A 22,748-nucleotide genomic window follows, 5' to 3' on the forward strand; every position below is an offset into this window, starting at 1 on the left:
CTGCTCAGGATCGGCCGACGGGCTCCGGCTCGGCATCCGCATCATCGTCGGATGTCGGACGAGCGGGCGCGGGCCACAGCGCCCACGCCACGACGAAGGCGATGAGGACGGCGCCGCCGAGCATCACCGCGGGCGTCTTCGCCCAGATGACGACCCAGCCGACGCCGGGGGCGCCGACGAGGACGCGTGCCGCTTCGGTGACGACGTACGGTTTCAGGTCGGCGTTCGCATTGGCGTCTCCGCGGAGCGTCAGGCTGCGGGCGTCGGGATCCGCCGCGACGGCTGCGATGTCGACGATGCGGTGGGTCACCTGCACGTTCGCGTCGGGTCGGCGGACGGTGACGATGTCGCCGACCGCCAGATCGCCGGCCGCCACGGTCCGGGTGACCGCGGCGGCGCCGGTGGGGAGCGAGGGGGCCATCGAACCGGTGACGAAGACGATGATCCCGAGGCCCCACACGGCGCTCGCCGCGAGCCAGGCGACGGTGAGGATGCCGAGGCATCCGAAGACGGTGGTCACGGCATCCCGCATCCGCTCCATCGGAGCGACCGCGTCGGCGTCCGAGGCTGGAGCCGCGGAGTGACGGGACGACGCGGCGGCGTGCGCCGCGAAGGGGCGGGATGCCGTGACCAGGTCGCTCACGAGGTGGCCACGAACTCCCAGGCGGGGGCGACCGCGCGGTCCATGTACACCGACGGGTCGGCCTCGTCGTTGACCGACTCGGGGAGCGTCACCTCGAAGCAGTAGTACTGCACCGACCCGGACTCCTCCGCGAGCGCCTGCGTGGCCGAGCCGCCGGTGGTCGCCAGGTCTCCGTCGGCGATGACCGTCGCGCCGCCCGTGAAGGCCGTGGCGTTGCAGGGGAAGGCCGTCGCGCTCGTGGCGACGCGGACGTCGAGTGCGGCGAAGAGGAGCCCGTCGGGGTCGTCGGCGGCGATGCCCGCTGCCGGCACGGCCGGCTGGAGCTCGACGTCTCCCGCGATCGAGGTCGCCTTCGTGCGAAGGGCGACGGACGCGTAGACGCTGTCGCCCGGAGAGAGGTCGGTGCCGAGGATGCCGTCGGCGGTGAAGACCATCTCGCCGCCCGGGTTCTCGGGCTCGTCCACCCAGAGGCCCGGATCGAAGTCGGGCGCGTCGGTGTTCTGCTCGATCGCGAAGGTGGACGTCCCGACGCCGGGTCCTCCGTCGCCGTCTCCGCCGAACACCCACTCGGTGTCGGTCCACGCCGCGAGAGTCGCCGCGACGCCCAGTCCGAGAGCCGCGCCACCGGCGGCGATGGCGAAGATCCGGCGCCGGACGGTCCGGCGCTGCTGCTGCTCCATGAAAACTCCGATCATCTGCAAGCCGCCGTGCCGCTGCTCGACGGGCGGGTGGGAGGACCCGCGCTGGAGAGCCTGGCGAGCAGAACCCGCGACGGGCTAGCGAGGGCGCCGGGAACCCGTGCGAACACCAGTGCGCGACGGTAATCGCTTGCCGGATGTGCGGGATAAACCCGTAGTCCCCCCCACTACCTAGGTGCGGATTACGGGGATCAGGTGCGCAAAAGGGACAGACAATTCCCGAGGCGATCGCTATGGTGAGGTCCACACCGAGCCAATGCCATCGCGGGGGGAACCATGAGGGCAGCGGACTCCCCCGGTGGGGTCGATGTCGCGCGCAGTCCGCGTCGCGTCGAGCCGGACGACGTCGTCGCCGAGCTCGCCGCGCGGTCATCCGTGGTGCTCGTCGGCCCGGTCGGGGCGGGGAAGACCACGACCGTCGATCGCGTCGTGAGAGACCTCGCCGACCGCGGCATCCCGACTCGGCTGATCCGCGCCATCGCGTCGGAGGGGCGGCCGCTTCTGACCGCGGAGGAGCTTCCGCCGCCCGAGACCGTGCTCATCATCGACGATGCGCAGGACCTCGACGAGCAGACGGCATCCGTGCTCACCGAGGCGATGTGCCGGCGGGATGCGGTGATCTGCTTCGCCGTAGAGGTGCCGACAGTCGTCCGCGAGACCTTCGACCCCGTGACGCGCGCCTTGCTGGACCTGGGGAGCCGCGGATTCGCGCGCCGCATCGATCTTCCACCGCTGACCGAGGAGCACGCGTCGAGCCTCCTGCGCGACGGCGTGGATGGCGTGCTCGACGATGTGACCGTGGACGCGATCGTGTGGATGGCGAACGGATCCAGCGCCCTCCTGTACGAGTTCGAGCGGCTCGCCGCGGATGCCGTCAGCGAGGGGCGAGACCCTCTCGTCGCCGTCCGTGAGGCGCCCGGATGGACCCGGCTGGGGGGCGCGGTGATGGCGCACCTCGCGACGCTCGACGACGGGCACCTGGCGACGCTCGTTCTGGTGCATCGCTTCCCCGGCCTGGCGTCCTCCCACGCCGGGCGGATGCGCCCCGTCCAGGAGATCGACGAGCTTCGGTCGGCCGGGTTCCTCCACCGCGACCGATCCGATGCGCGCGCCCTGTGGGCCAATCCCGTCCTGGCCGACGGGGCGGCGCGGAAACTCGGTCCGCAGCGCGTGCAGGCGCTCGTCGACGCGGCCCTCCTGCGGATGCTCGAGGCCGACGGTGGGTGGTGGAGCGCGCCGATCGCCGCCGCGATCGCCGATCGGGTGCTCCGTGACGAGGTTCTGCCCGCTCCCGCGTCCGAGGAACTGCGCCGCAGGGCGCTGCGTGACGCTGCTCGGTGGTGCAACGACCAGGGCCGGCACGCGCTGGCGGAGGCGTACGCCTCGGTCGGACTGGCGCTGGACCCCGGAGACGTCGGTCTCCGGCTGGAGCTCGTCCACGCGCGCGTGTGCGCGGGAGACACCCGGATCGAACTCGTCCCTGAGGGCGACGTGCGGGACGAGGCCGACCTCTCCCGCGCGTTCATCGTCACCGGAACATGGGAGGCCCGAGGCCACGGTGCCCGCGCCAGGGAGATGCGGACCGCCCTCGCCCGAGGCGTGTCGCGCGAGGACGACCCGAGGGTGTCGCTCGCGCGCGTCGACGCTCTGGCCTGGTCGCTCGACTGGCGCCGGGCACGCGACGAGGCGCATCGCGCAGCCGCCGCGGCGACCGGGATGTGGCGGGTCGCCGCCTGGCTGATGGAGTCGTACGCGCGCGGACAGCTCGGGGATGCGGACGGCGCCATCCGGCTGCTGAAACGCGTGGAGGAGGCGATCGATGAGGGCGGCATCCCGGGCCTCGGAACGACCGACCGCCTCTGGATCCTCCTCGTCGATCAGATCACCCATCTGGTTCTGGGGGAGGACGCGCCGGGTATCGACGAGCGTCTCGCGCGCGAGCGGCGCCGCGCCGTTCGGGAGGGCGATGAGCGGGTGATCGGCATCGCCGGACTTGCGACAGCGCTCTCGGCTGCGGTGCGCGGGGACAGTGACGCCGCACTGGCGAACCTGAATGCCGCCCGGACGCGATTCGCCCCCGTCCGGCGCGACATGGCGGTGGCGGGCGTGAAGCTGTGGATCGCACAGTTCCTGGCCCAGCACGGGCGCGCACGGGAGGCGAGGGACATCACCGAGCGAGTCGAGACGGTGTGGGCGGACGGCCCGCTCGCCCTGCGGCACGCGTGCGCCGCCGCCCACTCGGTGATCGACGCCATGGACGAGCGGTTCGAGGAGGCGGCGCGCGCGGTCCGGCAGGCGCTGTCGTTCACGACGGCGCGGGACACACCCATGTTGCGGGTTCGGGATCTGTATCGCGCGGTCGTCCTCGATGTCGACGGCAGCCGATCGCAGCTCGAGAACGAACGTGCGGTGCTCGCGGGGAGGGCCCCGTTGGCGCGACTTCTCGCGGACCCGCCGGTGGCCCTGTCACAGGATCCACGTCCCGCCGAGCTGCAGGCCGTGTTCACTCGCACGCTGATCCCGCGGGTGCCGTCGGCGTCTCGGGGCCCGGCGTCCGGCCCGCGATGGTCGGGGTCCACCGCCGTCGATCTCCTGACGCGGCGCGAGGTGGAGATCGCCGGCCTCATCGCCGGGGGCCTGTCGAACCGCGAGATCGCGGAGCGCCTGTTCCTCTCGGTCCGCACCGTCGAGTCGCACATCTACCAGGCGCGCGGCAAGATCGGCGCGACCTCCCGTCGCGACCTGGGCGAGCGCGTCGGGCTCCCGGCATCCGCCCGTTCCTGACCGCGAGACGGAACCGGGACGTACGCTCGAAGGATGGACGCGCCCACCCGCACGGCATCCGTCACACTCACGCACCGGTTCGCCGACGCGGTGCCGGAGATGGCGGTCGCGTGGCGCGCGGATGAGGCGCCGACACCCGAGCTCCTCGTCCTCAACGACGCGCTCGCGACCGAGCTCGGCCTCGATCCGGCGTTCCTCCGCAGCCCGGAGGGCATCGGGCTTCTCACCGGAACCGCCCCTCCCGTCGGCGCCCGCCCGGTGGCGCAGGCCTACGCCGGGCACCAGTTCGGCGGCTACAACCCCCGTCTCGGCGACGGGCGGGCGCTCCTCCTCGGCGAACTGACCGCGCCGGACGGCACGATCCACGACCTGCACCTGAAGGGCTCCGGACCGACACCCTTCGCCCGCGGCGGGGACGGGTATGCGGCTGTCGGGCCGATGCTCCGCGAATACGTCGTCAGCGAGGCGATGCACGCGCTCGGCATCCCGACGACCCGGTCGCTCGCCGTCGTGGCGACGGGCCGCGACGTGGTCCGCGAGCAGATCCTCCCGGGTGCCGTCCTCGCCCGCACCGCCGCCGGCCACCTCCGCGTCGGCAGCGTCGTCTTCGCGAGCGCGCACGCGAACGCGTCCGGTGATCGCGACGTCCTCGTACGCCTCGTCGACCACGCGATCGAGCGCCACGACCCCGAGACAGCCGCCGTCACCCCGACCGACCGCGCCCGCGCGCTCCTCGACGCCGTCATCGCCCGCCAGGCCGACCTCATCGCGCGGTGGATGCTCGTCGGCTTCGTCCACGGCGTCATGAACACCGACAACATGACGCTCTCAGGCCAGGCGATCGACTACGGCCCCTGCGCCTTCCTGGACGCCTTCGATCCCGGCGCCGTCTTCAGCTCCATCGACCGCCAGGGCCGTTACGCGTACGGCAATCAGCCCGGAATCGGCGAATGGAACCTCGCCCGCCTCGCCGAGGCCCTCCTGCCGCTCCTCGCGGACGACACGGATGCCGCCATCTCGGTCGCTCAGGACGCCCTCGACGCCTACCGCCCCGCCTACAACGAGGCGTGGTCGGTCGGCATCCGCGCCAAGCTGGGTCTCGCCGATGCCCGCGAGGACCGCGACGAGGACGCCGTGCCGTCCCTCGTCACCGACCTGTTCGACCTCCTCGCCTTCGCCCGCGCCGACTACACGCTCTTCTTCCGGCATCTCGCCACAGCCGCCCGCGGCGATGCCGCGCCGCTGCGCGCTCTCGTCGCCGACCCCGGTCCCCTGGACCTGTGGCTCGAGCGCTGGCTCGCGCTCGCGCCGGACGCCGACGCGATGGACCGGGTCAATCCGCTCTACATCCCCCGCAATCACCTCGTCGAGGAGGCGCTCGCTGCGGCATCCGACACCGGTGATCTGGCGCTCCTCCACCGGCTGACGGATGCCGTCCGCTCGCCGTTCACGGCCCGTCCGGGGCTCGAGCGCTACGCCGAACCGGCCCCGGACGCCTTCGGCCCGTACGTCACGTACTGCGGGACCTGACGGGACCCGCCGGGTCGTCTCACGGCCGGCTCGAGACCACCCCGGCGATGACGAGGGAACTCGCGACGCCCGCTACGACCGTCCGTGCGACGGCGGATGCCGCGGCGGCGGCGCCCCAGTCGCCCTTCTCGAACTCCTTCCCCCGGGTGTACACGGTCGAGTTCCACGGGATCTCGCGGTCGAACCAGGGGAGGGTGTCGCTCGCGGAGAGGAGCCCTGCGGTCGCGGCGGTGCGCGGATCGGGGTCGGCGCCGTCGACGAGTGCAGCGCGCACTGCCGCGAGGAGCCGGGCGCGACGGTCGCCGTCGAGCGTGTGGTGCGTGGAAGAGAAGAGGCCGAGGGTCTTGCGGGTCTCGGTCCGCAGCTCGCCGCGGGCGACGAGTCGATCGAGGGCCGGTTCGCGCAGGTTCGGCCCGACCGCGGCCAGCACCGTCTGCACGTCGCGGGGCTTCTTCTGCAGGTAGTCCCAGACCGGGGCGAGAAGCTCGTCCGCCGGTCGCTCCTCCGCCGTCGTCGAGACGGGCCGAGCGAACAGGCGCGTGTCGTCGACGGCGATCGCCCCGGTCAGGGCGAGGTCGGCGACGGCGGCGCCGCCGAGGACGTAGAAGAGGATGTTCTCCCCGGCGATGGTTCCCGAATCCGGTTGGAACAGCAGCAGCAGCACGTCCTCGACGAGGGACGGCTCGGCGGGGATCGGCTCGGTGGAGAGGGATCGGTCAGCGCTCATGACTCCAGGGAACACCGTGTTCCCACCACAGGGTCAAGCTGTGCGCAACCCCCTGCATCCGCCGCGCGCCGCGGGTAGGAAGAGATAAGCAAGACTCTCGCCCACCGCGCCCGCCGGCGCCGCTCGCCCCGAGCTGATCGACCCAGAGGAGCCACCCGTGTCCACGACAGCGAAGACGCGCGCCGACCGCCGCGACCGCACCGCACCCTCGCGGGGGATCGCGCAGCAGATCATCATCCTCGTGAGCTCCGTCCTCGCGATCGTCGCCGCCTTCATCGGGTCGGGGGCGTTCTTCGGGACGCCGATCCAGGAGGCGGCGGGCGGGTTCCTGAACTCCGACTCGACGCTCATCGCGCCCGGTACCGGCGCGTTCCGGATCTGGAGCGTCATCTACACGGGCATGCTCGCGTACGCGATCTGGCAGGCCCTCCCCGCGCAGCGGAACGACGCACGCCAGGCGCGGATCGGCTGGTGGGTGGCGGCATCCCTCATCCTCAACGCCGTCTGGATCGGCGTGGTCCAGGCCGATCTCCTGTGGCTGAGCCTTCCGGTGATCGCCGCGCTCCTGGTCGTCCTCTGCCGGATCTTCGTGATCCTCCGGCGCACGACCCCGAAGAACAAGGTCGAGATCGTCGTCGCCGACGGTGCCATCGGGCTCTACCTCGGCTGGGTCATCATCGCCACCGCCGCCAATGCGACCGCGATCCTCGTCGCGACCGGCTTCGACGGTTTCGGCATCGCGCCGGAGTTCTGGTCCTCGCTCGTCCTCGGTGTCGCCGCGCTCATTGGGATCGCCCTCGCCTTCTGGGGCGGCGGCCGCATCGCCCCGGCTCTGTCGCTCACGTGGGGCATCGCGTGGGTCGCGGTCGCACGCTTCACCGACGAGCCCTACTCGCCCGGCACGGGCATCGCCGCCATCGTCGCGGTCGTGCTGATCGTCGTCGCGACCGTCGTCGCCCGCATCCGCCACGATCGCGCCCACCGCGGGAGTGCCGTCGGCCGCTGACGACCGGCTCGCCGGCTACCCGTCGGTTCCTCGTGCCCGTCCGCGCGCGTCGATGAGCACCCCGATGACGATGCCGGCCAGCAGCCCGAGGCTCGCGCCGATCGCGATGCTGTCCAGGATGAGGAGCCCGAACACCGCACCGAAAGGGAGCCCCAGTGCAAGCCCGAGGGCGATGCCGTTCGGGCGCTTGTCGGTCGTGTCATCGGAGTCGGCCATTCCTCCACGCTAGCGCCGGTGCCCTCCACCGCACGGTACCCCACCGCACGGTGCCTCCCACCGCTCGGTCCCTCCTATCGCACCGTCCGCCCTACCGCACCGTGACCGTCACGGGAGCGGATGCCGTCTCCCCGGCCGCGTTGCGGAACACCGCCACGAGCTCGTGGGTGCCCGCCGCGACGCCCTCGAGCTCGACGCGCACCCGCTGGGCCGATGGCGTGGCCGCGTCCAGGTCACCGGAGGCGACGACCTCGCCGTCGAGCAGGATGTCGTAGGCGTCGGCGTTGGTGCCCCACCAGAGGTTCGCCGTCACCGCGAAGTCGCCGTCGCGATCCCAATTGTCGTGCGAGACGACGGGCTTCCCGGGGGCGGCGGCGTTCACCACCACCGTCGTCGACGTCGTCTCGGTGACCCCGCGCGCGTTGACGAGCTCGGCGGTGTAGACGTAGCGCCCGTTGGGCTTGCCCTCGATGCGGAGCCCGGTCGTCTGCGACATCCCCGCGGTCGGCTCGAGCACGCGCGTCTCGATCAGCTCGCCGTTCTCGAAGAGACGGAACACCGTCCCCGGCACGCCCCACCACAGATTCATCACGACGTCGTAGTTCCCGTCGTGCAGGCCGTAGTCCCATCCGCTCGTGTTCGACAGGGTCCCGCGGCCGGGTGCCGCCGTCGCGGCGCCGGGCACCAGCAGCACGGTCGAGGTCTCGGTCGCCTCCAGTCCCGCGTTGTTCACCGCGGTGGCGATGACCTCGACCTCGCGCCCGTCGCCCTCGATCCCGAACTCCGACAGGATCACCTCGCCGGATGCCGGCACCTCGACGCCGTCGATGGTCACCGCGAGCGTCCGCACGCCGCTCTCGGGATCGTCGGCGGTCACCGCCAGAGCGAGCGGCTCATCGACCGAGACGATGCCCGACGGCATCCCGTCGATCACCGGCGCCGACTCGTCGTCCGCGGGCGCACCGACGTACGCGATCGCGGCCATCGGCGGCTCGTCCATGCCGGCGCCGAGGAAGAACGACGGGTTCGGCGGCTGGTTGTACGCGGAGTTCTGGTTCGCCACCGCCAGTCGGTACTGCGAGTCGTGCATGAGGGTCGGGATCCGTGTGTCCGCGACATCCGTCGTCGTGTGGATGCGGATGCCGCTGCCGTCGGCGAGCCGCACTGCGACCTCCTCGCGCCAGTCGCCGAAGAGGTCGGCCTGGATGACGGGGTTGCCCTTCGTCGTGTTGTTCGTGAGGGTGCCCTCGAACCGTGCGATCTCGACCTCCTCCTGCGCCGCCGGGTCCCACTTCGAGATCGTCGGGACGCCCGCCGAGATGGCGGTGTCGTAGTCGTGGTCGGTGATCTCGCGGGTGAGGTCTCCGTCCCACCAGGTGACGAAGTTCGCCGCGGGGATGTCGGTCGACAACACCGCGCCGTCGGCGGCGTTCAGGGTGCCGACACGGGAGTTCCACGCGAAGTCGCCGCCGATGTTCCACGCCTCCGCGCCCGGCGAGGTGGGGTCGATGTCGGCGACGGCGCCGCGGCCGGTGTCGCGGCTGCCCTCATTGGCCCACAGGATCTCACCGGTCTCGGCATCCCGCATCGCCGCGATGATGCCGCCGTTGCCGCTCGGGCTCTCGAAGACGCTGTAGATCTCCAGGCCCGGGCGGTCGGTGACGAAGTCTCCGACGTGCAGGGCGTCGCCGTGGAACAGGCGCGAGTTGTACAGCGGCGTGCCGTCGTCGTCGATCGTCAGCGCGCCGAAGACGATCTCGTCCAGGCCGTCCCGGTCGACGTCGGCGACGGTGAACTGATGGTTGCCCTGTCCCTCGTACTGCGCGCCCGCCTCGTCGGAGTCGAACGTCCAGCGCTCGACGAGACGTCCGTCCACGAGATCCCACGCGACGATGACGGAGCGCGTGTAGTAGCCGCGACTCATCACCAGCGACGGGTTCTCGCCGTCGAGATAGGCCACGCCCCCGAGGAACCGGTCGACGCGGTTGCCGTACCCGTCGCCCCACGCGGCGACGTTGCCTCGGCCGGGCAGGTAGTCGACGGTGTCGATCGCGGCGCCGGTCTCGCCGTCGAAGACGGTGAGGTACTCGGGGCCGGTGAGGATGTAGCCGCCGGAGTTCCGGTGGTCCGCGTCGGGGTCGCCGATGACGGTGCCCTCGCCGTCGATCGTGCCGTCGGCGGTCTTCACCGCGATCTCGGCGCGGCCGTCGCTGTCGAGGTCGAACGCCTCGAGCTGGGTGTAGTGCGCGCCGGCGCGGATGTTCCGCCCGAGGTCGATGCGCCACAGGCTCGTACCGTCCAGACGCACGGCCTCGATGTAGACGTTTCCGGTGTAGCCGGACTGGGAGTTGTCCTTGGCGTTCGAGGGGTTCCAGAGGAAGATCAGCTCGTACTGCCCGTCGCCGTCGAGATCGGCCACCGTGCCGTCGCCGGGAGCGTAGGTCGCGGTGCTGCCGTCGGGTATCGTCTGCGGCGCCGGGGTGTCCAGCGCGATGTCGAGGTAGCCGGATGCCCACACCCCGAACTCGTCCGTGACCGAGACCTCGCGGTCGCCGATCTGCGCGGTCACGAGATAGGTCGACTCGCTGGTGCCGTCGGGGTCGACCAGGTTCGTCGTGTCGGTGATCGGCGCGTCGGTGATCCTCACGCCGTCGCGGTAGACCGAGAACCCGAGGTCGCGGTCGTCGAGGCCGAGGAGGCGCCAGCCGAGGTAGACGCCGGCATCCGTCGTCACCGCGACAGGGGAGCGGTCGAGGTACTCCACGTTCCGCACCAGCGTGGTGGCGGCATCCGTCACGAGCACCCCGGACTGCTCGGACTCGCCGCCGGCGTTCACTGCGCTGACCCGATAGAGGTAGGGGCGGGTGGTGAGGACGTCGGTGTCGGTGTAGGTCGGCTCGCTCACCCGGGCGATCTCGGTGAAGGGGAGGTCGTCGCGCGTGGAGCGGAAGACCTTGTAGAGGACGGCGCCCTCGACGCCGCCCCACGCGATGGTCATGCTGTTGCGCTCGATCGCGGTGGTCGCGAGGCCCGTCGGCTGCGCGGGCGGTGCGACCGAGGCGTCGGTCACGGAGGTGGTGACGCGCTCGCCGGCACGGGAGGTCCGCTCGCCCTTCACCGTCGCCACGGCGTAGTCGTAGCTCTCGCCGAGCTCGACGTCGCTGTCGACGTACGTGGGCGGGGTGGCGCCGTCGAAGGGAGCCGCCACCGTGGCGATCTCGGCCAGTTCGCCCCCGGGCGCGGTGCGGTAGATCGTGTAGCCCGTGGCGCCGTCGACCGGCTCCCACCCGAGCGCGACGACGGGGACGTCGGCATTCACCGAGGTGGCGAGTGCGAGGGGTGCGGGCAGCGGCGTCTGCACGACGATGCCGTTGATGCGTCCGTCGCCGGATGCCGAGATGGTGAGCTGCCCGTCGGCGACGGTGATCTCGGGGAAGAACTCCTCGTGCACCACGCCGCTCGCCGTCCGCGGACCCGAGAACGCGGTCCCCTCGATGTCGAACGCCGTGCGGTTGCCGGCGATCAGGTCGCCCGCCCACGTCGTGACCTCGTACGTGCCGTTCGGCACGTCGACGGCGAAGGTGGAGCTGCCGGCGATGGTGAAATCGCGCCCGACGAGGTCGTCTCCGCCGCGGTCGCGGAACGCTCCGGGCGCCACGGTGAATCCGTACCCGGCCTCGGCGCTGTACGTCGATCCCGGATGGATGCCGGTCCAGCCGTCGGCGACGGGGGACGCGGGGCCGCCGAAATCGAACCTGAGGTCGATCTCCTCGGCCGCTGCGGCAGCCGGCGCCGCCACCAGTGCTCCCGAGGCGACGATCGCACCGCCTGCCAGAGCGGCGATCGCGGTGCGCAGACGGGGCGTGCGTCGCAGAGCAGTCACTGAATCTCCCTCGAATCAGTTAAGGAAAGCGTTTCCCAAGCTGAGTCCCATCTTGGCCCTTCCCGCAGTTTCGCGTCAAGGAATCCTCGGTTTCTCCCGCAGTTCTCATCCGCGCCAGAATCGAGCCATGACGTTCCTTCCCGCCGATCTGTACGCCCGGATCGAGGAGTCGATGCCCATCGCGTGCGTCGACTTCGTACCCGTCCGCGAGGCCGCGGGGCGCCGCGAGATCGGCCTCATCCTGCGGGATTCCCCGCACGGCCGCGTGTGGTGCCACCTGGGGGGACGCATCCAGCGCGGCGAGACGATCGCCGCCGCCATCCGTCGCCACTCCCGCGACACGCTGGACCTCGAGCCCGTCGTGCCGCTGAACCCGCAGCCCGCGTTCGTCTACGAGTGGTTCCCTCCCGCCATCGCGCCCGCGGACGGCACGGTCTTCGGCGACGATCCCCGCAAGCACGCGATCGGCCTGTCGTTCACGATCACCCTCGACGGCGATCCCCGCCCGCGGAACGAGGCGCTCGACTTCGCCTTTTTCCCGACCGATGCCCTGCCGGACGACCTCTGGCCCGGATGTCGCGCCCTCTTCGACCGGATGGGCCTGGCCTGATCACAGGCTGGTCGAGATCAGGCGATCCGACGAGAACAGGCGACACCGTGACCGATCGTCCTGTTCTCGCCTGATTTCCTGTTCCCGAGACTGCTCACTGCCTGCCCGCCATCCGGATGCCGGCCCCCACGACGATCAGGCCGAGCACGGCGCCGAGAGCGTTCGCGACGAGGTCGCGGGGGTGTGAGATGCGGTCGTCGAGGAGGATCTGCCCGACCTCGATCATCACCGTGAGGGCGAGGGGAGCGATCAGCCGCATCGGGCCCCGGAGGAGCAGTGCGGCCAGGATCCCCGCCGGGAGGAACATCGCGACGTTCGCGAGGACCTCGATGGGTCGCCCTGACACCCACGCGTCGATGTCGGTCCAGGCGGCGGGGTTGAGGACGCCCCACGCGGTCTGGTTGCCCTCGACCGCCCAGGGGAGTGGACGCAGGGTGATCCACAGAACGAGTGCGACATACACCGTCGACACGACGACCAGTGCCGCCCGCCACGACGAGGTCGGTCGGGTGGCGCGGGATTCGGCGGTCGTCACGGCGGTCCCTCGGGGTCGAGTCGGAGTCGAGTGGTCACAGGCTACGAGCGCATCCGCGGCAGGCCCCGCTCTCGCAGGCCCCGCACAGGCTCTTTCGGGGCAATCGCCGGGTGACCGGTACTCTGCTCAGGCGCGTTCGACGGGCAGCCACAGCTCGCATGTTGCGGTGCGGAAGTCCTCCGAGCGCTCGAGCACGGCGACGACGGAGGGCCCGGAGCGCAGGCGCCAGGGGTTTGACGGGAACCACTCGGTCGCCGTCGCCGCCCACGCCTGCTGCAGCGCGGCCGGGTGCTCACCCTCGGTGCGGAACACCGCCCACGTGCCGGCCGGCACCTCGATCACGTCGAGTCCCTCCAGGCCCGCGTCCCCGCCCTCGCCGACCGCGACGCCGTGCAGGTAGGTCAGGTCGGTGCCCTCGGTGTAGTCCGGATCGACGTCCGCGCTCACCTGCAACAGGCCCGCCGGCTCGGTGCTGCTCAGCGCCTTCAGGCGCTCGTGTTCGGATGCCGGAATCCCGCCGATGTGGGCGGCGATGTGCGGGTTGGAGCCTTCGTGGATGAGGGGCACGCGGGCGGCGTGGCCGACGAGCCGGAAGGCGGGGCGATCAATGATGCGGGTGTCCATGGAGGTGATCCCTTCGACGGTCAGGTGGAACCTGAGCTGCTGTTGCGAACGAAGGGAGCTGCCGTGACGGCGCGCGTCGCCGGGACTGATGCCGTGCACGGCGCGGAACGCGCGTCCGAACGCCTCGGCCGAGCCGTATCCGTGGCGCACTGCGATGGTCAGCAGATCATCGGTGCCGGTGAGGTCGGCGGCGGCGACGGTCATGCGCCGGCGCCGGATGTACTCCGAGAGCGGCATCCCGGTCAGCGCCGAGAACATCCGGCGCAGGTGGTACTCCGTCGTCCCGTGCGCCGCGGCGAACGCGGCCACGTCGATGTCGTCCGACAGATGGTCGTCGACCATATCGACGAGGCGGTTCAGTTCGGCGATCACGGTGTCTCCCTTCGCACTCCACTCTGCGCGGTCGGCCCCGGCCTCACCCGACTATCGCGATCCGATGCGATCAGTCCCGCGCGCCTCGCGCACACCCTTCACGCTGTCGCGACGTACACCGTGTTGGACGACGTGCCGCCCGTGAGGCGGTTCGCGAACCGCACCTCGTGCGCCTCGGCTGTCGCGAAGACGGTCTCGAGGTCGCGCAGGAACGCCTCGTCGGTGGGGTCGTCCGACCACAGTGCGAACACGCCGTCGGCCGCCAGATGACCGCGCAGCGCGGTGAGTCCGATGACCGTGTACAGATCCGCGTGGCTCGGGTCGAGCGTGTGGCGTGGGGAGTGGTCGACGTCGAGGAGGATCACGTCGTACTGTCGGTCGTCACCGCGGGGTTCTCGTCGCGCGACGGCGAAGAAGTCGTCGTGGATGAGCGTCGTCCGCTCGTCGCGCACGAGCGTCGCCGACACCGGGAGCAGTTCGCGCCGGTGCCAGTCGATGACGGCCGGCAGGGCGTCGATGACGTCGACCCGCTGCACGCGCGGATCGGCGAGCGCCGTCACAGCGGTGTATCCGAGGCCGAGTCCGCCGACGAGCACGTCGAGCCGGTCACCGGATGCCGCGGCCAGGCCGAGCGTCGACAGTTCCTCCTCCGCGACGGTGAAGAGGCTCGACATGAGGAACTCCTCGCCGAGCTTCACCTCGTAGATGAGTTCTCCCGTGGCGGGATCCGTCCGTCGCCGCAAGGAGAGGTCGCCCATGCGGGTCGGCTGCCAGTCCAGTTCTTCGATCCGCGCGATCATCGCACTCTCCATCCGTCGCCAGGCTCCACGCTATGCCGCCTGATGCGGTGTGCCTGACGGACGCTGTCCTCGAGCCGCCTCGCGGGGTCAGGAGGCGCCGCGCAGCTCCGCGAGCTCGCGTCCGGCCCGAACGGCCGCGCTCTCCGCTTCGCGCTTGAGCTCGGCGGCCGGCTCGCGGAAGGCGTCGAGGGCGGGATTCACGCCGACGAGGGTGAAGGGGCGGTGCACGATGCGCAGGTCGAGTCCCCAGACGTCCGTGAGGACGCGGCGCAGCCATGCGGTCGAGTGGTCCCAGCCTTCTTTGGGCGTTCCCGGGGCGTAGTTGCCGCCGAGAACCGTCACGAGCGTGGCCGGCTTGCCACGCAGCGCCGTCCCCTGCGGGTCGAGCCCGGGCACGGTGGACACGACATCGAACCAGGTCTTGAAGTGCTGCGAGACGCCGTAGTTGTACAGCGGAACGGCGAAGAGGAAGCCCTCGGCATCGAGCACCTCGGCGGCGAGTTCCTGCGCGAGCGCGATCGCCTCGCGCTGGTCCGGCGTTCGGCCGTCCTCGGGGGTGAACCCGCCCTGCACCGCATCGCGCCATGTCGTGGCCGGCACCGGCTCGAGTGACAGGTCACGTCGACGGACATCGGATGCCGGGTGTGCGGCGGTCCACTCCGCTTCGACCATGTCGGCGAGCTCGCGGCTCGCGGAAGTCGCGGGAAGGATGCTGGCGTCCAGACGGAAAAGGGTCATTGGATCTCCGTTTCAGAATAAGAGTAACTATTAAAACCATAGCGACTACGCAGACGATAGCACTACTACAATCGAGGGATGGCCAAAGGTGAACACGGTGGTCCCGCGTGCGACGCGGCGATCTCGCTGGCGTTCTCCGTCCTCGGCAAGCGCTGGAACGGGATGATCCTCGACGCCCTCAGCACCGGCCCCGTGTCCTTCGCGACCCTCAAGCGCACCGTCGAGGGCATCAGCGACGCGATGCTGTCGGATCGGCTCACCGAACTCGCCGAGACGTCTCTCGTCACGCGTGACGTCGATCCCGGCCCACCCGTCGCCGTCCGCTACGCCCTCACCCTCCAGGGCGAGCGGCTCATGCCGGTGCTGGAGCAGCTCGGCGTCTGGGCTCGCGACAACCTCGCCGTCGAACCGGGAGCGCACGACCCTCGCTGACCCTGCGCGTGCTCGCCCGCGCCAGAATGGTCACGACCCACCCCGTCGGGGAGGGGCCCGAGGGAGACGAAATGACCGAGCAGTTCGACGTCGCCGTCGTCGGAGCGGGACCCGCAGGCATCGCCGCCGCCCTCCGTGCCGCCGAGCTGGGGGCGTCCGTGGTCCTCATCGAGCGCGCCGACCATGTCGGCGGCACCTGCGTGAACACCGGCTGCGTGCCGACGCGCGCGCTCGCGAAGGCCGCGCGTCTCATGCGCGAGATCCGCGCGGCCGGGGCGTACGGCATCCGCGTGTCCGATCCCGAGCTCGACTGGTCGGCCACCGCCACGCTCGTGCGGGAGCGGGTGGATCTGGTCCGCGAGAGCAAGGCTGATCTCGCACGCCTGCACGCGGCCGGCGTCGACGTCCGCCTCGATACGACGGCCGAGTTCGCGGATGCCGACACCCTCCGTCTCGTCGGCGCGAGCGCCGCTCCCACCGAGGTCACGGCGGCCTCGGTGATCCTCTGCGTCGGCGGCCACTCCCGGGTGCTCCCGATCCCGGGCGCCGAGCACGCCCTCCTCCCCGAGCACATCCTCGCCGTGACGGAGCTGCCGCGGTCGGTCGCGATCATCGGCGGGGGCAACACCGGCGCGCAGGTGTCGACGATCCTCGACTCGTTCGGGGTGGAGGTGACCCTCCTCGACGTCGCCCCGCGGATCCTCATGCCGTCCGACCCCGACGTGAGCGAGGCGATCACGCGCGAGTTCACGCGCCTCGGCATCACCGTGCGGACGGGTCTCGCCGGTGTCGACTCCCTCGAGAAGCAGTCCGACGGCACCATCCTCCTCACCTGGCGTGAGGCCGACGGCGACGACCCGACCAGCGCGGCCTTCGACGTCGTGATCATGGCGGCGGGGTGGCCGGCGAACGTCGAGGGTCTCGGTCTCGAGGAGGCCGGTGTCGAGATCGAGCGCTCCGCGGTCGCCGTCGATCGCTACTTCCGCTCGTCGGCGCCGCACATCTTCGCCGTCGGCGACCTCACGGGGCAGGACATGCTCGTCCAGGCCGCCCAGTTCGAGGCCGAGGCGGCGGCCGAGAACGCCGTCCTCGGCGCGAATCGCGCCACCCCGCACCACCTCCTGCCGGTGGGGGCCTTCACCGACCCCGACTACGCCTCGGTCGGTCTCACCGAAGAGCAGGCGCGGGAGCGTGACCCCCAGTGCGTCGTCGCCCTCGCGCGCTACGACCGGCTCGAGCGGGCGATCATCGACGATCGCGCGGTCGGGTTCCTGAAGCTCATCGCCGACAGTCGCCGCTCGCTCATCCTCGGCGCCCACGCGGTGGGCGAGAACGCCGTCGAGGTCATCCAGGCCGTCACGACCGCGATGGCCGCCGGAGCCGACGTGTCCTCGCTCGCGGCCGTGAAGTTCGCCTATCCGACCTACACCGCGATCGTCGGCGTGGCCGCGCGCGACCTCCTCAAGGCGGCTCCGACACCCGAGAGCGCCTCGCCGTCGTGACCGCGGCGCCCGCACGGCGCACCCGTGACCGATGTCACAACGGAACGTGACGCCCCGGCACTCCCGGCGGAGGGCCTCATCCGGTGCGATGGAGACATGCCCACCACGCACCTCCCCGAAGCAGCACGCAGGCCGTCCACGGTTCCGTTCTGGCGCCGCCCGTTCCGCCTCATCCGGGAGAACACGCGCGTCTACCTGATCCTCACCCTCGCCGCCTACGGCCTCGTCGCCCTCGGGTTCGCGCTCGGCATGATCTTCCCCGAGCTGCCCGCCGCCCGCGCGCAGGCCCTCGAGGCGGACGGCACCGGCGAGCTCGTCCGCGCGGTCGCGGAGTCCGCGCCGCTGTTCGCGCTGGTGATCTTCGCGGTGAACGTGTTCCGCTTGAGTCTGTTCACGATCGTCCTGCCGTCCCTCGTCGTGCCCTTCGCCGGGCTCGCCTTCTTCGGCTACTGGGCCGTGGAGACCGGTATCACGCTCGTGCAGACGACGCCGGTCGGGTGGGTCGCGATGATCCCGCACGCGCTCACCGTACTGATCGAGCTGCAGGCGTACGTGCTGTTCCTCCTCGGCGCGTATCTGCTCGGCCGCAACTGGCTCTTCCCCCGCCGTATCGGGGCGACGAACCGGCGCCGGGGGTACCTTCAGGGGCTCAGAAGCATCGGGCTGCTTGCTCTCCCCGCGCTCGCGCTCCTGGTCGTCGGTGCGCTCTGGGAGGCGTACTCGCTGCGCTACCTCGTCCACCCGCTGAGCCAGATCCTCCTCTGACTCATGTCCACGCCGAATCGTCGCTCACCGTCCTGGCGCGCTCGTTTCGCCGAGCGCCGCGCGAAGCCCGGTGACGGCCGGCCGCTTCCGCCGTACCGCTGGTGGCACATCCTGACGCGGTCGCTCTTCCTCCTCGACCGCCCCGCCGGCGTCAGCCCCGCGGGGATCCCGATCATGACGACGTACGCCGTCGACGTCCGCCAGCTCGGCGACCGCGACGACGGCGAGGTCCGTGCGCGCCTCTACCGTGACGGTGCGCAGACGGCGGTGTCGAGGCTGCCGGCCCGCTTCGCGGTCGCCGGCGGGCACATCGAGGTCGCCGCGCGCACGACGGGTCTGCGTCGCTGCCACTTCGTGACGGATGCCGGGGACGAACGTCAGCTCGACCCGCACCCTCGGTCGGCCGAGGGTCTGCGGGCGCGCCTGCATCACCGGCATCCGGCGCTCAGTCGCGCGATCGGGGCGCTCGCCACCGTCGTCGTGATCGTCGGGGTCTGCATCGCGGTGCCGCAGCTCGTGGAGACCCTGACGCAGATCCCTCAGATCGCCGACGCGGTCGGGACGTTCACGTCGCCCATCCGGCTGTCGACGGCCGGGAACGTCGCCGTCACCCTCGCGGTCGTCCTCGCCACGACCGAGCGCGCGCTGCGGCTGCGCTCGTCGTGGCTGGACGACCTCGCGGGCTGAGGGACTGCGGGAGTTCTCAGCTCTGGCCGCGCCCCGACGCTTCCTGGAGGCGCTCGATCTCCTCGGACGCCTGGGCCTTCGTGAGGTCGGCGGGCACCTGCTCCCCGGCCTCGCGGGCGAGGGTGTCGAGGTAGGACCGCTGCGGACCGGTCATGGGCTCGTCGCCCGTGACCCACGTCGAGGGGTCCTTCTCCGCGGAGTTGTCGGAACCGGCATCGGGCTCGGTGGCGCCGAGCATCTCGCGGTCGTCGGCGGGGTCAGTGTTCGTTGTGGACATGCGTTGACGGTAGGCGCGGCCGCCGACACCGGACCCGGGGTTGACAGGCCGCAACGGATCAGTCGTCGACGACGGTAACGGTGACCTCGATGTTGCCGCGCGTGGCGTTGGAGTACGGGCACACCTGGTGTGCGGCATCCGCCAGCTGCTGGGCGATGGCGTGGTCGAGCTCGGGGATGTTGACCTCGAGTGCGACGGCGAGGCCGAAGCCGCCGTTCCCGTTCGATCCGAGCGCGACGCGCGATCCGACGCTCGAGCCGTCGATGGTCACCTTCTGTGCGCGGGCGACGCTCTGGAGGGCGCTGTGGAAGCAGGCCGCGTAGCCCGCGGCGAAGAGCAGTTCGGGGTTCGGTGCGCCGCCGGCGCCGCCGAGCTCCTTCGGAATCCGGACGTCGGTGTCGAGGATGCCGTCGGCGGTGCGCACGTGGCCGTCGCGGCCTCCACCGGTCGCGAGTGCTTCTGCGGTGTAGAGAGTCTCCATGGGGATTCCTTTCAATCGGGGGAGGGGAAGGTCGTAGAGGAGGGTGTCAGGATGCGGCGCGGAGGTCGGCTGCGAGCGCACGCATGTTCGCCGTGATGGCGGCCAGCTGCTCGAGCAGCTCCGGCACGCTGCGCCCGCTGTCGACGAAGGCCGGGACGAGGCAGCCCACCGCGCCCATCACCTCGCCGTGCACGCGGCGTCCGTCCTCGGTCAGCGAGACGCGCACCACGCGCTCGTCCCGGTCGTCACGCCGTCGCTCGACGAACCCGCGCGTCTCGAGGCGGCGCAGCAGCGGCGACAGGGTGCCCGAGTCGAGGTTCAGCTCCTCGCCGAGGGAGCTGACGGTGCGCTCTCCGGTGGCGAGGACCACCATCGCCAGGTACTGCGGGTACGTCAGCGACCAGGGCTTCAGCACCTCGCGGTAGGCCTGCGTCGTCGCGTGCGACGCGGAGTACATCGCGAAGCACACGAATTCGTCGAGCGGGGTGATGGGCATGCAATAAGCATTGCACGCAACTCAATTGCGCACAACCAGTACCGTCGTTCCGCGGTTCTGACGCCCCGGCGCGTTAGGGTGGAGACATCACAGGCGGCCTCGACGCTCTCGTCGGCGACCCCCCAGCCGTCTGGGAAGAGGGAGTTCGGTGTTCCAGCGCGCGTTGTACGCACTGATGTCGGTGTTCCGAGGGCGTGACCTGGACAAGGACGCCGCGATCGAGCAGGACTGGGATTCCGGCAAGGAAGAAGAGGGCGCGGGCCCCTCGTCGCCCTCCGAGCGTTAACACGGGTTCTCTCCGTCGTAACCTCCCCGCATCATCCCCCCGTCTAGGGTGTGCATCAGATCACAGTCGCACCACCGCGGGGGCGGTGGCGCTCATCATCGACGGGATGGCCCGCTATGCCCGATCTGTCTCGCCGCACCGCTCTGACCGCTCTGCTGGGTGCACCGCTTCTCATCGCCGGATGCTCCGTCGCGACGCCGTCGCCGAGTCCATCGGCGGTACCCACGGGCTCGGCCGCCCCGCCGCAGGACCTCGTCCTCGAGGACGGGCCCGAGCTCAAGGTGCAGACGGCCTCGATCACGGTCCAGCGATTCGGGCCCACGGGGACGCATTGGCCGGCCCGCACGCCGACGCGGAAGGATCGCTTCGCCTTCGTGGTCGAGGCGGATCCGACCTGGTCGTCCATCGCCGCCGCGATCGAACGCGCCAACGCCGTCGCACCCAACGGCAACGCCGCCATCCTCGTCCGCCCCGGGACGCTTCCGGGGTTCGGTGCCGGCTCCACCGCGAAGCCGGTGCTCTCCAATGTGGGGTCCGCCCGGCGGAAGACCCGCGTGTTGATCAGTCCTCGGGACGGCGTCGGATCGGTGACCTTCAGCGCCTCGATCCGCCTCGACCGGGTCCGCGGGGTGACCTTCCTCGGGTTCTGGCTCGCGCCGTACTCCCTCGTGCTGTCGGCCGTCCAGGACTTCTCCTGGGCCTGGTCCAAGGGCCAGGCCTTCAACATCACCGGCAACTCGAGCGAGCCGACGGCCGACGTCGACCTGGTCGAGTGCGTGACTCCGGAGGCGCGCGCGGCAGACGCGGACACGTGGGCGTTCCGTACGGCCGGTCAGCGCATCGACCGGGTCGCGGTGATCGGGTCCTACATCGCGCCGTCGTACAAGGCGGCGGGCTCATCGGCGCACGTCGACACCCTCCAGCTGTCCGGCTCGGAGGGCATGAGCGGCATCGTCTTCAGGGACACCGCGATCTTCGCGTCGACGAACGCGGCGTTCATCGGTTACCCGGGGGCCTCCGACATCCTGTTCGACTCGTCGCTGGTGGTCGGCGGTCGCTACATGCTCGATCGGTTCCCGCTTCCCGAGGGGGCCAACGACTTCACCTCCGGCTACCCGTCCGCGGTCAACGGCTCCGGCACGGTCGACATCCTGTCGGCATCCGGGTCCACCTTCTACGGGCCGCTGCGGGGCACCTGGAAGACCGTGAGCGGGAGCACGGTCATCGGCGCGCAGGCGCCCTCCGTGACCGACGGGGCATTCGACGCCGGCGCGACGACCATGTCCGCGGACGGGTTCGACACGATCTCGCCGGTGCCGACCGATGACGTCTTGAGGTCCATCTGGAAGTAGTCCATACCCGAGATCGCAAGGGGGAGCTGATGCGGGTGAAACAACAGGTGCGGGGCGCCCTGAAGGCGGGGCCGCTGATCCGCGCGGTCGACCGCGTGTCGCTGCGGGCACGTCCGCGCGGCGGCACGACGGCCTTCCTCATCGCGCCGCCCGGGCGCGGGAACATCGGCGATCAGGCGCTCGTCGAAGCGTTCGTCGAGGCGACGGATGCCGCGGTGGTGGTCGTCGTCCGGTCGGTCGCCGACATCGACATCCCGCCGCATCTGTCGGACCGGATGTCGCTCCTCCCGCTCCCCGCGCTCATCTACGGGACCGCCATCGGCCACGCGCGCGACGCGCGGCGGCTGTCGCGCGCGCTCCGGGACGCGGGATCGGTCAGCATCATCGGCGCCGACATCATGGACGGCGCCTACGTGCTCGGAGCCTCCGTGACCCGCGCGATCGTCGCCGAGAACCTCGCCGCCCGCGGCTGGCCCGTGCGCATTCTGGGATTCAGCTGGAACGGTCGGCCGCACCCGGTCGCCCTCCGTGCGCTCCGCCGGGCAGCGGATGCCGGAGCGACCCTGCTCGTGCGCGACCCGGTCTCATCGGCGCGAGCCCGCGCAGACGTCCTCACCGTGACCGACACGGCGGATCTGGTGTTCCTCGCCCGTTCGACGGACGATGCCGCGGCCCGTCGCTACGCGGGGGATGCGCGCTTCGCACTGGTGAACGCCTCTGGTCTCATCGGCGGGGGCGACGACGTCGAGCGGGAGTACCGCGGCGTCATCGCGGGTCTGCACGACCGCGGCCTGGACGTGGTGCTCGTGCCGCACGTGTCCCGTGCGGGTGCGGATGACGTCCCGCTGTGCGCCGCACTCGCCACCGGTTGGTCGGATGCGGCGCACGGACGAAGCGTGACGCTCGTCGATCGGCTCCTGCCACCCGCACAGATCCGCGGGATGGCCGCGGAGGCCGACCTCGTCGTCACCGGTCGCATGCACCTCGCGGTCATGTCGCTGATGGCGGGAACCCCCGCCGTGACCCTGGCCACCCAGGGCAAGGTCGAGGGACTGATGACGCTGTTCGAGGCGCCGTACCTGTGCGTGGATCCGGGACCCGATCTCGCGGCCCGGGTCGAGGCCGCCCTGGTCACCGCCTCGCAGCCCGGAACACGCGCACACCTGTCGGCGCGGGCCGCGCACGTCCGCGCGCTCGCGACCGAGAACGTGCACGGTCTGTCGGCAGAACCGCACCCGATCCCCCCGGCCACCTCCGAGACCTCGACTTCGGGCCCACCCCGCGGTGCGGTGACGCGGCCGTGA

The 22,748-nt window shown here is 71.1% G+C and carries 22 protein-coding genes; 10 read left to right on the forward strand and 12 right to left on the reverse strand.

The features are described 5' to 3' along the window. Window positions 1-4: 4 nt before the first annotated feature. Together ABXJ56_RS09110 and ABXJ56_RS09115 are read right to left on the reverse strand one after the other, a co-directional pair. Complete coding sequence (locus ABXJ56_RS09110; protein WP_353999348.1) at window positions 5-643, reverse strand: signal peptidase I; 639 nt, start codon at window positions 641-643, stop codon at window positions 5-7. Beyond that, a complete protein-coding gene (locus ABXJ56_RS09115; RefSeq protein WP_353999349.1) occupies window positions 640-1,323 on the reverse strand; it encodes a SipW-dependent-type signal peptide-containing protein in 684 nt (227 codons plus the stop codon). Before ABXJ56_RS09115 ends, ABXJ56_RS09110 begins: the two co-directional genes overlap by 4 nt. A gap of 294 nt (window positions 1,324-1,617) precedes the next feature. On the opposite strand from ABXJ56_RS09115, the gene ABXJ56_RS09120 reads away from it, so the two are divergent. Next, a complete protein-coding gene (locus tag ABXJ56_RS09120) occupies window positions 1,618-4,125 on the forward strand; it encodes a helix-turn-helix transcriptional regulator (RefSeq protein WP_353999350.1) in 2,508 nt (835 codons plus the stop codon). A gap of 33 nt (window positions 4,126-4,158) precedes the next feature. Next, complete coding sequence (locus ABXJ56_RS09125) at window positions 4,159-5,655, forward strand: protein adenylyltransferase SelO (RefSeq protein WP_353999351.1); 1,497 nt, start codon at window positions 4,159-4,161, stop codon at window positions 5,653-5,655. Window positions 5,656-5,674: 19 nt separating this feature from the next. On the opposite strand, the gene ABXJ56_RS09130 is transcribed toward ABXJ56_RS09125, so the two are convergent. Next, window positions 5,675-6,382, reverse strand: a complete 708-nt coding sequence (locus tag ABXJ56_RS09130) for a GOLPH3/VPS74 family protein (RefSeq protein ID WP_353999352.1) — start codon at window positions 6,380-6,382, stop codon at window positions 5,675-5,677. 157 nt (window positions 6,383-6,539) lie between these two features. On the opposite strand from ABXJ56_RS09130, the gene ABXJ56_RS09135 reads away from it, so the two are divergent. Beyond that, the gene (locus ABXJ56_RS09135) at window positions 6,540-7,388 is read left to right on the forward strand and encodes a tryptophan-rich sensory protein (protein ID WP_353999353.1); all 849 of its coding nucleotides are present in this window, start codon (window positions 6,540-6,542) and stop codon (window positions 7,386-7,388) included. A gap of 15 nt (window positions 7,389-7,403) precedes the next feature. On the opposite strand, the gene ABXJ56_RS09140 is transcribed toward ABXJ56_RS09135, so the two are convergent. After that, window positions 7,404-7,604, reverse strand: a complete 201-nt coding sequence (locus ABXJ56_RS09140; protein ID WP_353999354.1) for a hypothetical protein — start codon at window positions 7,602-7,604, stop codon at window positions 7,404-7,406. 91 nt (window positions 7,605-7,695) lie between these two features. Beyond that, a complete protein-coding gene (locus tag ABXJ56_RS09145) occupies window positions 7,696-11,487 on the reverse strand; it encodes a chitinase N-terminal domain-containing protein (protein WP_353999355.1) in 3,792 nt (1,263 codons plus the stop codon). 127 nt (window positions 11,488-11,614) lie between these two features. Here ABXJ56_RS09145 and ABXJ56_RS09150 point away from each other — a divergent pair, with 127 nt between their 5' ends. Continuing rightward, window positions 11,615-12,097 (forward strand): DUF4916 domain-containing protein, encoded by a 483-nt coding sequence (locus ABXJ56_RS09150; RefSeq protein ID WP_353999356.1) that lies wholly within the window; start codon window positions 11,615-11,617, stop codon window positions 12,095-12,097. A 94-nt stretch (window positions 12,098-12,191) separates the two neighbouring features. Here the strand turns inward: ABXJ56_RS09150 and ABXJ56_RS09155 are convergent, their stop codons facing one another. The 4 genes from ABXJ56_RS09155 to ABXJ56_RS09170 all read right to left on the reverse strand — a co-directional run bounded on the left by ABXJ56_RS09155 (window position 12,192) and on the right by ABXJ56_RS09170 (window position 15,166). Then, complete coding sequence (locus ABXJ56_RS09155; protein ID WP_353999357.1) at window positions 12,192-12,632, reverse strand: VanZ family protein; 441 nt, start codon at window positions 12,630-12,632, stop codon at window positions 12,192-12,194. Between the two features lie 126 nt (window positions 12,633-12,758). Then, entirely contained in the window at window positions 12,759-13,628 is an 870-nt protein-coding gene (locus ABXJ56_RS09160) for an AraC family transcriptional regulator (protein ID WP_353999358.1), read from the reverse strand. Window positions 13,629-13,726: 98 nt separating this feature from the next. Then, window positions 13,727-14,440 (reverse strand): spermidine synthase, encoded by a 714-nt coding sequence (locus tag ABXJ56_RS09165; protein WP_353999359.1) that lies wholly within the window; start codon window positions 14,438-14,440, stop codon window positions 13,727-13,729. Window positions 14,441-14,515: 75 nt separating this feature from the next. Further along, window positions 14,516-15,166 (reverse strand): FMN-dependent NADH-azoreductase, encoded by a 651-nt coding sequence (locus tag ABXJ56_RS09170; protein ID WP_353999360.1) that lies wholly within the window; start codon window positions 15,164-15,166, stop codon window positions 14,516-14,518. Window positions 15,167-15,244: 78 nt separating this feature from the next. Here ABXJ56_RS09170 and ABXJ56_RS09175 point away from each other — a divergent pair, with 78 nt between their 5' ends. The 4 genes from ABXJ56_RS09175 to ABXJ56_RS09190 all read left to right on the forward strand — a co-directional run bounded on the left by ABXJ56_RS09175 (window position 15,245) and on the right by ABXJ56_RS09190 (window position 18,552). Next, window positions 15,245-15,598, forward strand: coding sequence for a winged helix-turn-helix transcriptional regulator (locus ABXJ56_RS09175; RefSeq protein WP_353999361.1), 354 nt, complete (start codon window positions 15,245-15,247; stop codon window positions 15,596-15,598). Between the two features lie 71 nt (window positions 15,599-15,669). After that, complete coding sequence (locus ABXJ56_RS09180; protein WP_353999362.1) at window positions 15,670-17,100, forward strand: dihydrolipoyl dehydrogenase family protein; 1,431 nt, start codon at window positions 15,670-15,672, stop codon at window positions 17,098-17,100. 96 nt (window positions 17,101-17,196) lie between these two features. Further along, window positions 17,197-17,865 (forward strand): hypothetical protein, encoded by a 669-nt coding sequence (locus tag ABXJ56_RS09185; protein ID WP_353999363.1) that lies wholly within the window; start codon window positions 17,197-17,199, stop codon window positions 17,863-17,865. Between the two features lie 3 nt (window positions 17,866-17,868). Beyond that, window positions 17,869-18,552: a hypothetical protein gene (locus ABXJ56_RS09190; RefSeq protein WP_353999364.1), complete on the forward strand. Its 684-nt coding sequence runs from the start codon at window positions 17,869-17,871 to the stop codon at window positions 18,550-18,552. Between the two features lie 16 nt (window positions 18,553-18,568). Here ABXJ56_RS09190 and ABXJ56_RS09195 read toward each other — a convergent pair whose 3' ends face one another. The 3 genes from ABXJ56_RS09195 to ABXJ56_RS09205 are packed head-to-tail and all read right to left on the reverse strand — an operon-like array spanning window position 18,569 to window position 19,806. After that, complete coding sequence (locus ABXJ56_RS09195) at window positions 18,569-18,829, reverse strand: DUF3072 domain-containing protein (protein WP_353999365.1); 261 nt, start codon at window positions 18,827-18,829, stop codon at window positions 18,569-18,571. Between the two features lie 58 nt (window positions 18,830-18,887). Further along, window positions 18,888-19,310, reverse strand: coding sequence for an organic hydroperoxide resistance protein (locus ABXJ56_RS09200; protein WP_353999366.1), 423 nt, complete (start codon window positions 19,308-19,310; stop codon window positions 18,888-18,890). Between the two features lie 46 nt (window positions 19,311-19,356). Continuing rightward, window positions 19,357-19,806 carry a MarR family winged helix-turn-helix transcriptional regulator gene (locus tag ABXJ56_RS09205; protein ID WP_353999367.1) on the reverse strand — a complete coding sequence of 150 codons (450 nt, stop codon included), beginning with the start codon at window positions 19,804-19,806 and terminating at the stop codon, window positions 19,357-19,359. A 402-nt stretch (window positions 19,807-20,208) separates the two neighbouring features. Between ABXJ56_RS09205 and ABXJ56_RS09210 the strand changes: the two genes are divergently transcribed. Next, window positions 20,209-21,444 carry a hypothetical protein gene (locus tag ABXJ56_RS09210; RefSeq protein ID WP_353999368.1) on the forward strand — a complete coding sequence of 412 codons (1,236 nt, stop codon included), beginning with the start codon at window positions 20,209-20,211 and terminating at the stop codon, window positions 21,442-21,444. Between the two features lie 29 nt (window positions 21,445-21,473). Then, a complete protein-coding gene (locus ABXJ56_RS09215) occupies window positions 21,474-22,748 on the forward strand; it encodes a polysaccharide pyruvyl transferase family protein (protein ID WP_353999369.1) in 1,275 nt (424 codons plus the stop codon).

Origin of the sequence: Microbacterium aurantiacum (assembly GCF_040532595.1) — a bacterium.
GTDB lineage: Bacteria > Actinomycetota > Actinomycetes > Actinomycetales > Microbacteriaceae > Microbacterium > Microbacterium chocolatum_B.

Bases quoted from the DNA above. Each gene is read 5' to 3' on its own strand.
- ABXJ56_RS09165 (WP_353999359.1), bottom strand. From the start codon at position 14,440: ATGGAGAGTGCGATGATCGCGCGGATCGAAGAACTGGACTGGCAGCCG.
- ABXJ56_RS09205 (WP_353999367.1), bottom strand. From the start codon at position 19,806: ATGCCCATCACCCCGCTCGACGAATTCGTGTGCTTCGCGATGTACTCC.
- ABXJ56_RS09140 (WP_353999354.1), bottom strand. From the start codon at position 7,604: ATGGCCGACTCCGATGACACGACCGACAAGCGCCCGAACGGCATCGCC.
- ABXJ56_RS09115 (WP_353999349.1), bottom strand. From the start codon at position 1,323: ATGGAGCAGCAGCAGCGCCGGACCGTCCGGCGCCGGATCTTCGCCATC.
- ABXJ56_RS09215 (WP_353999369.1), top strand. From the start codon at position 21,474: ATGCGGGTGAAACAACAGGTGCGGGGCGCCCTGAAGGCGGGGCCGCTG.
- ABXJ56_RS09190 (WP_353999364.1), top strand. From the start codon at position 17,869: ATGTCCACGCCGAATCGTCGCTCACCGTCCTGGCGCGCTCGTTTCGCC.
- ABXJ56_RS09210 (WP_353999368.1), top strand. From the start codon at position 20,209: ATGCCCGATCTGTCTCGCCGCACCGCTCTGACCGCTCTGCTGGGTGCA.
- ABXJ56_RS09125 (WP_353999351.1), top strand. From the start codon at position 4,159: ATGGACGCGCCCACCCGCACGGCATCCGTCACACTCACGCACCGGTTC.
- ABXJ56_RS09200 (WP_353999366.1), bottom strand. From the start codon at position 19,310: ATGGAGACTCTCTACACCGCAGAAGCACTCGCGACCGGTGGAGGCCGC.
- ABXJ56_RS09120 (WP_353999350.1), top strand. From the start codon at position 1,618: ATGAGGGCAGCGGACTCCCCCGGTGGGGTCGATGTCGCGCGCAGTCCG.
- ABXJ56_RS09185 (WP_353999363.1), top strand. From the start codon at position 17,197: ATGCCCACCACGCACCTCCCCGAAGCAGCACGCAGGCCGTCCACGGTT.
- ABXJ56_RS09150 (WP_353999356.1), top strand. From the start codon at position 11,615: ATGACGTTCCTTCCCGCCGATCTGTACGCCCGGATCGAGGAGTCGATG.
- ABXJ56_RS09195 (WP_353999365.1), bottom strand. From the start codon at position 18,829: ATGTCCACAACGAACACTGACCCCGCCGACGACCGCGAGATGCTCGGC.
- ABXJ56_RS09130 (WP_353999352.1), bottom strand. From the start codon at position 6,382: ATGAGCGCTGACCGATCCCTCTCCACCGAGCCGATCCCCGCCGAGCCG.
- ABXJ56_RS09175 (WP_353999361.1), top strand. From the start codon at position 15,245: ATGGCCAAAGGTGAACACGGTGGTCCCGCGTGCGACGCGGCGATCTCG.
- ABXJ56_RS09180 (WP_353999362.1), top strand. From the start codon at position 15,670: ATGACCGAGCAGTTCGACGTCGCCGTCGTCGGAGCGGGACCCGCAGGC.
- ABXJ56_RS09170 (WP_353999360.1), bottom strand. From the start codon at position 15,166: ATGACCCTTTTCCGTCTGGACGCCAGCATCCTTCCCGCGACTTCCGCG.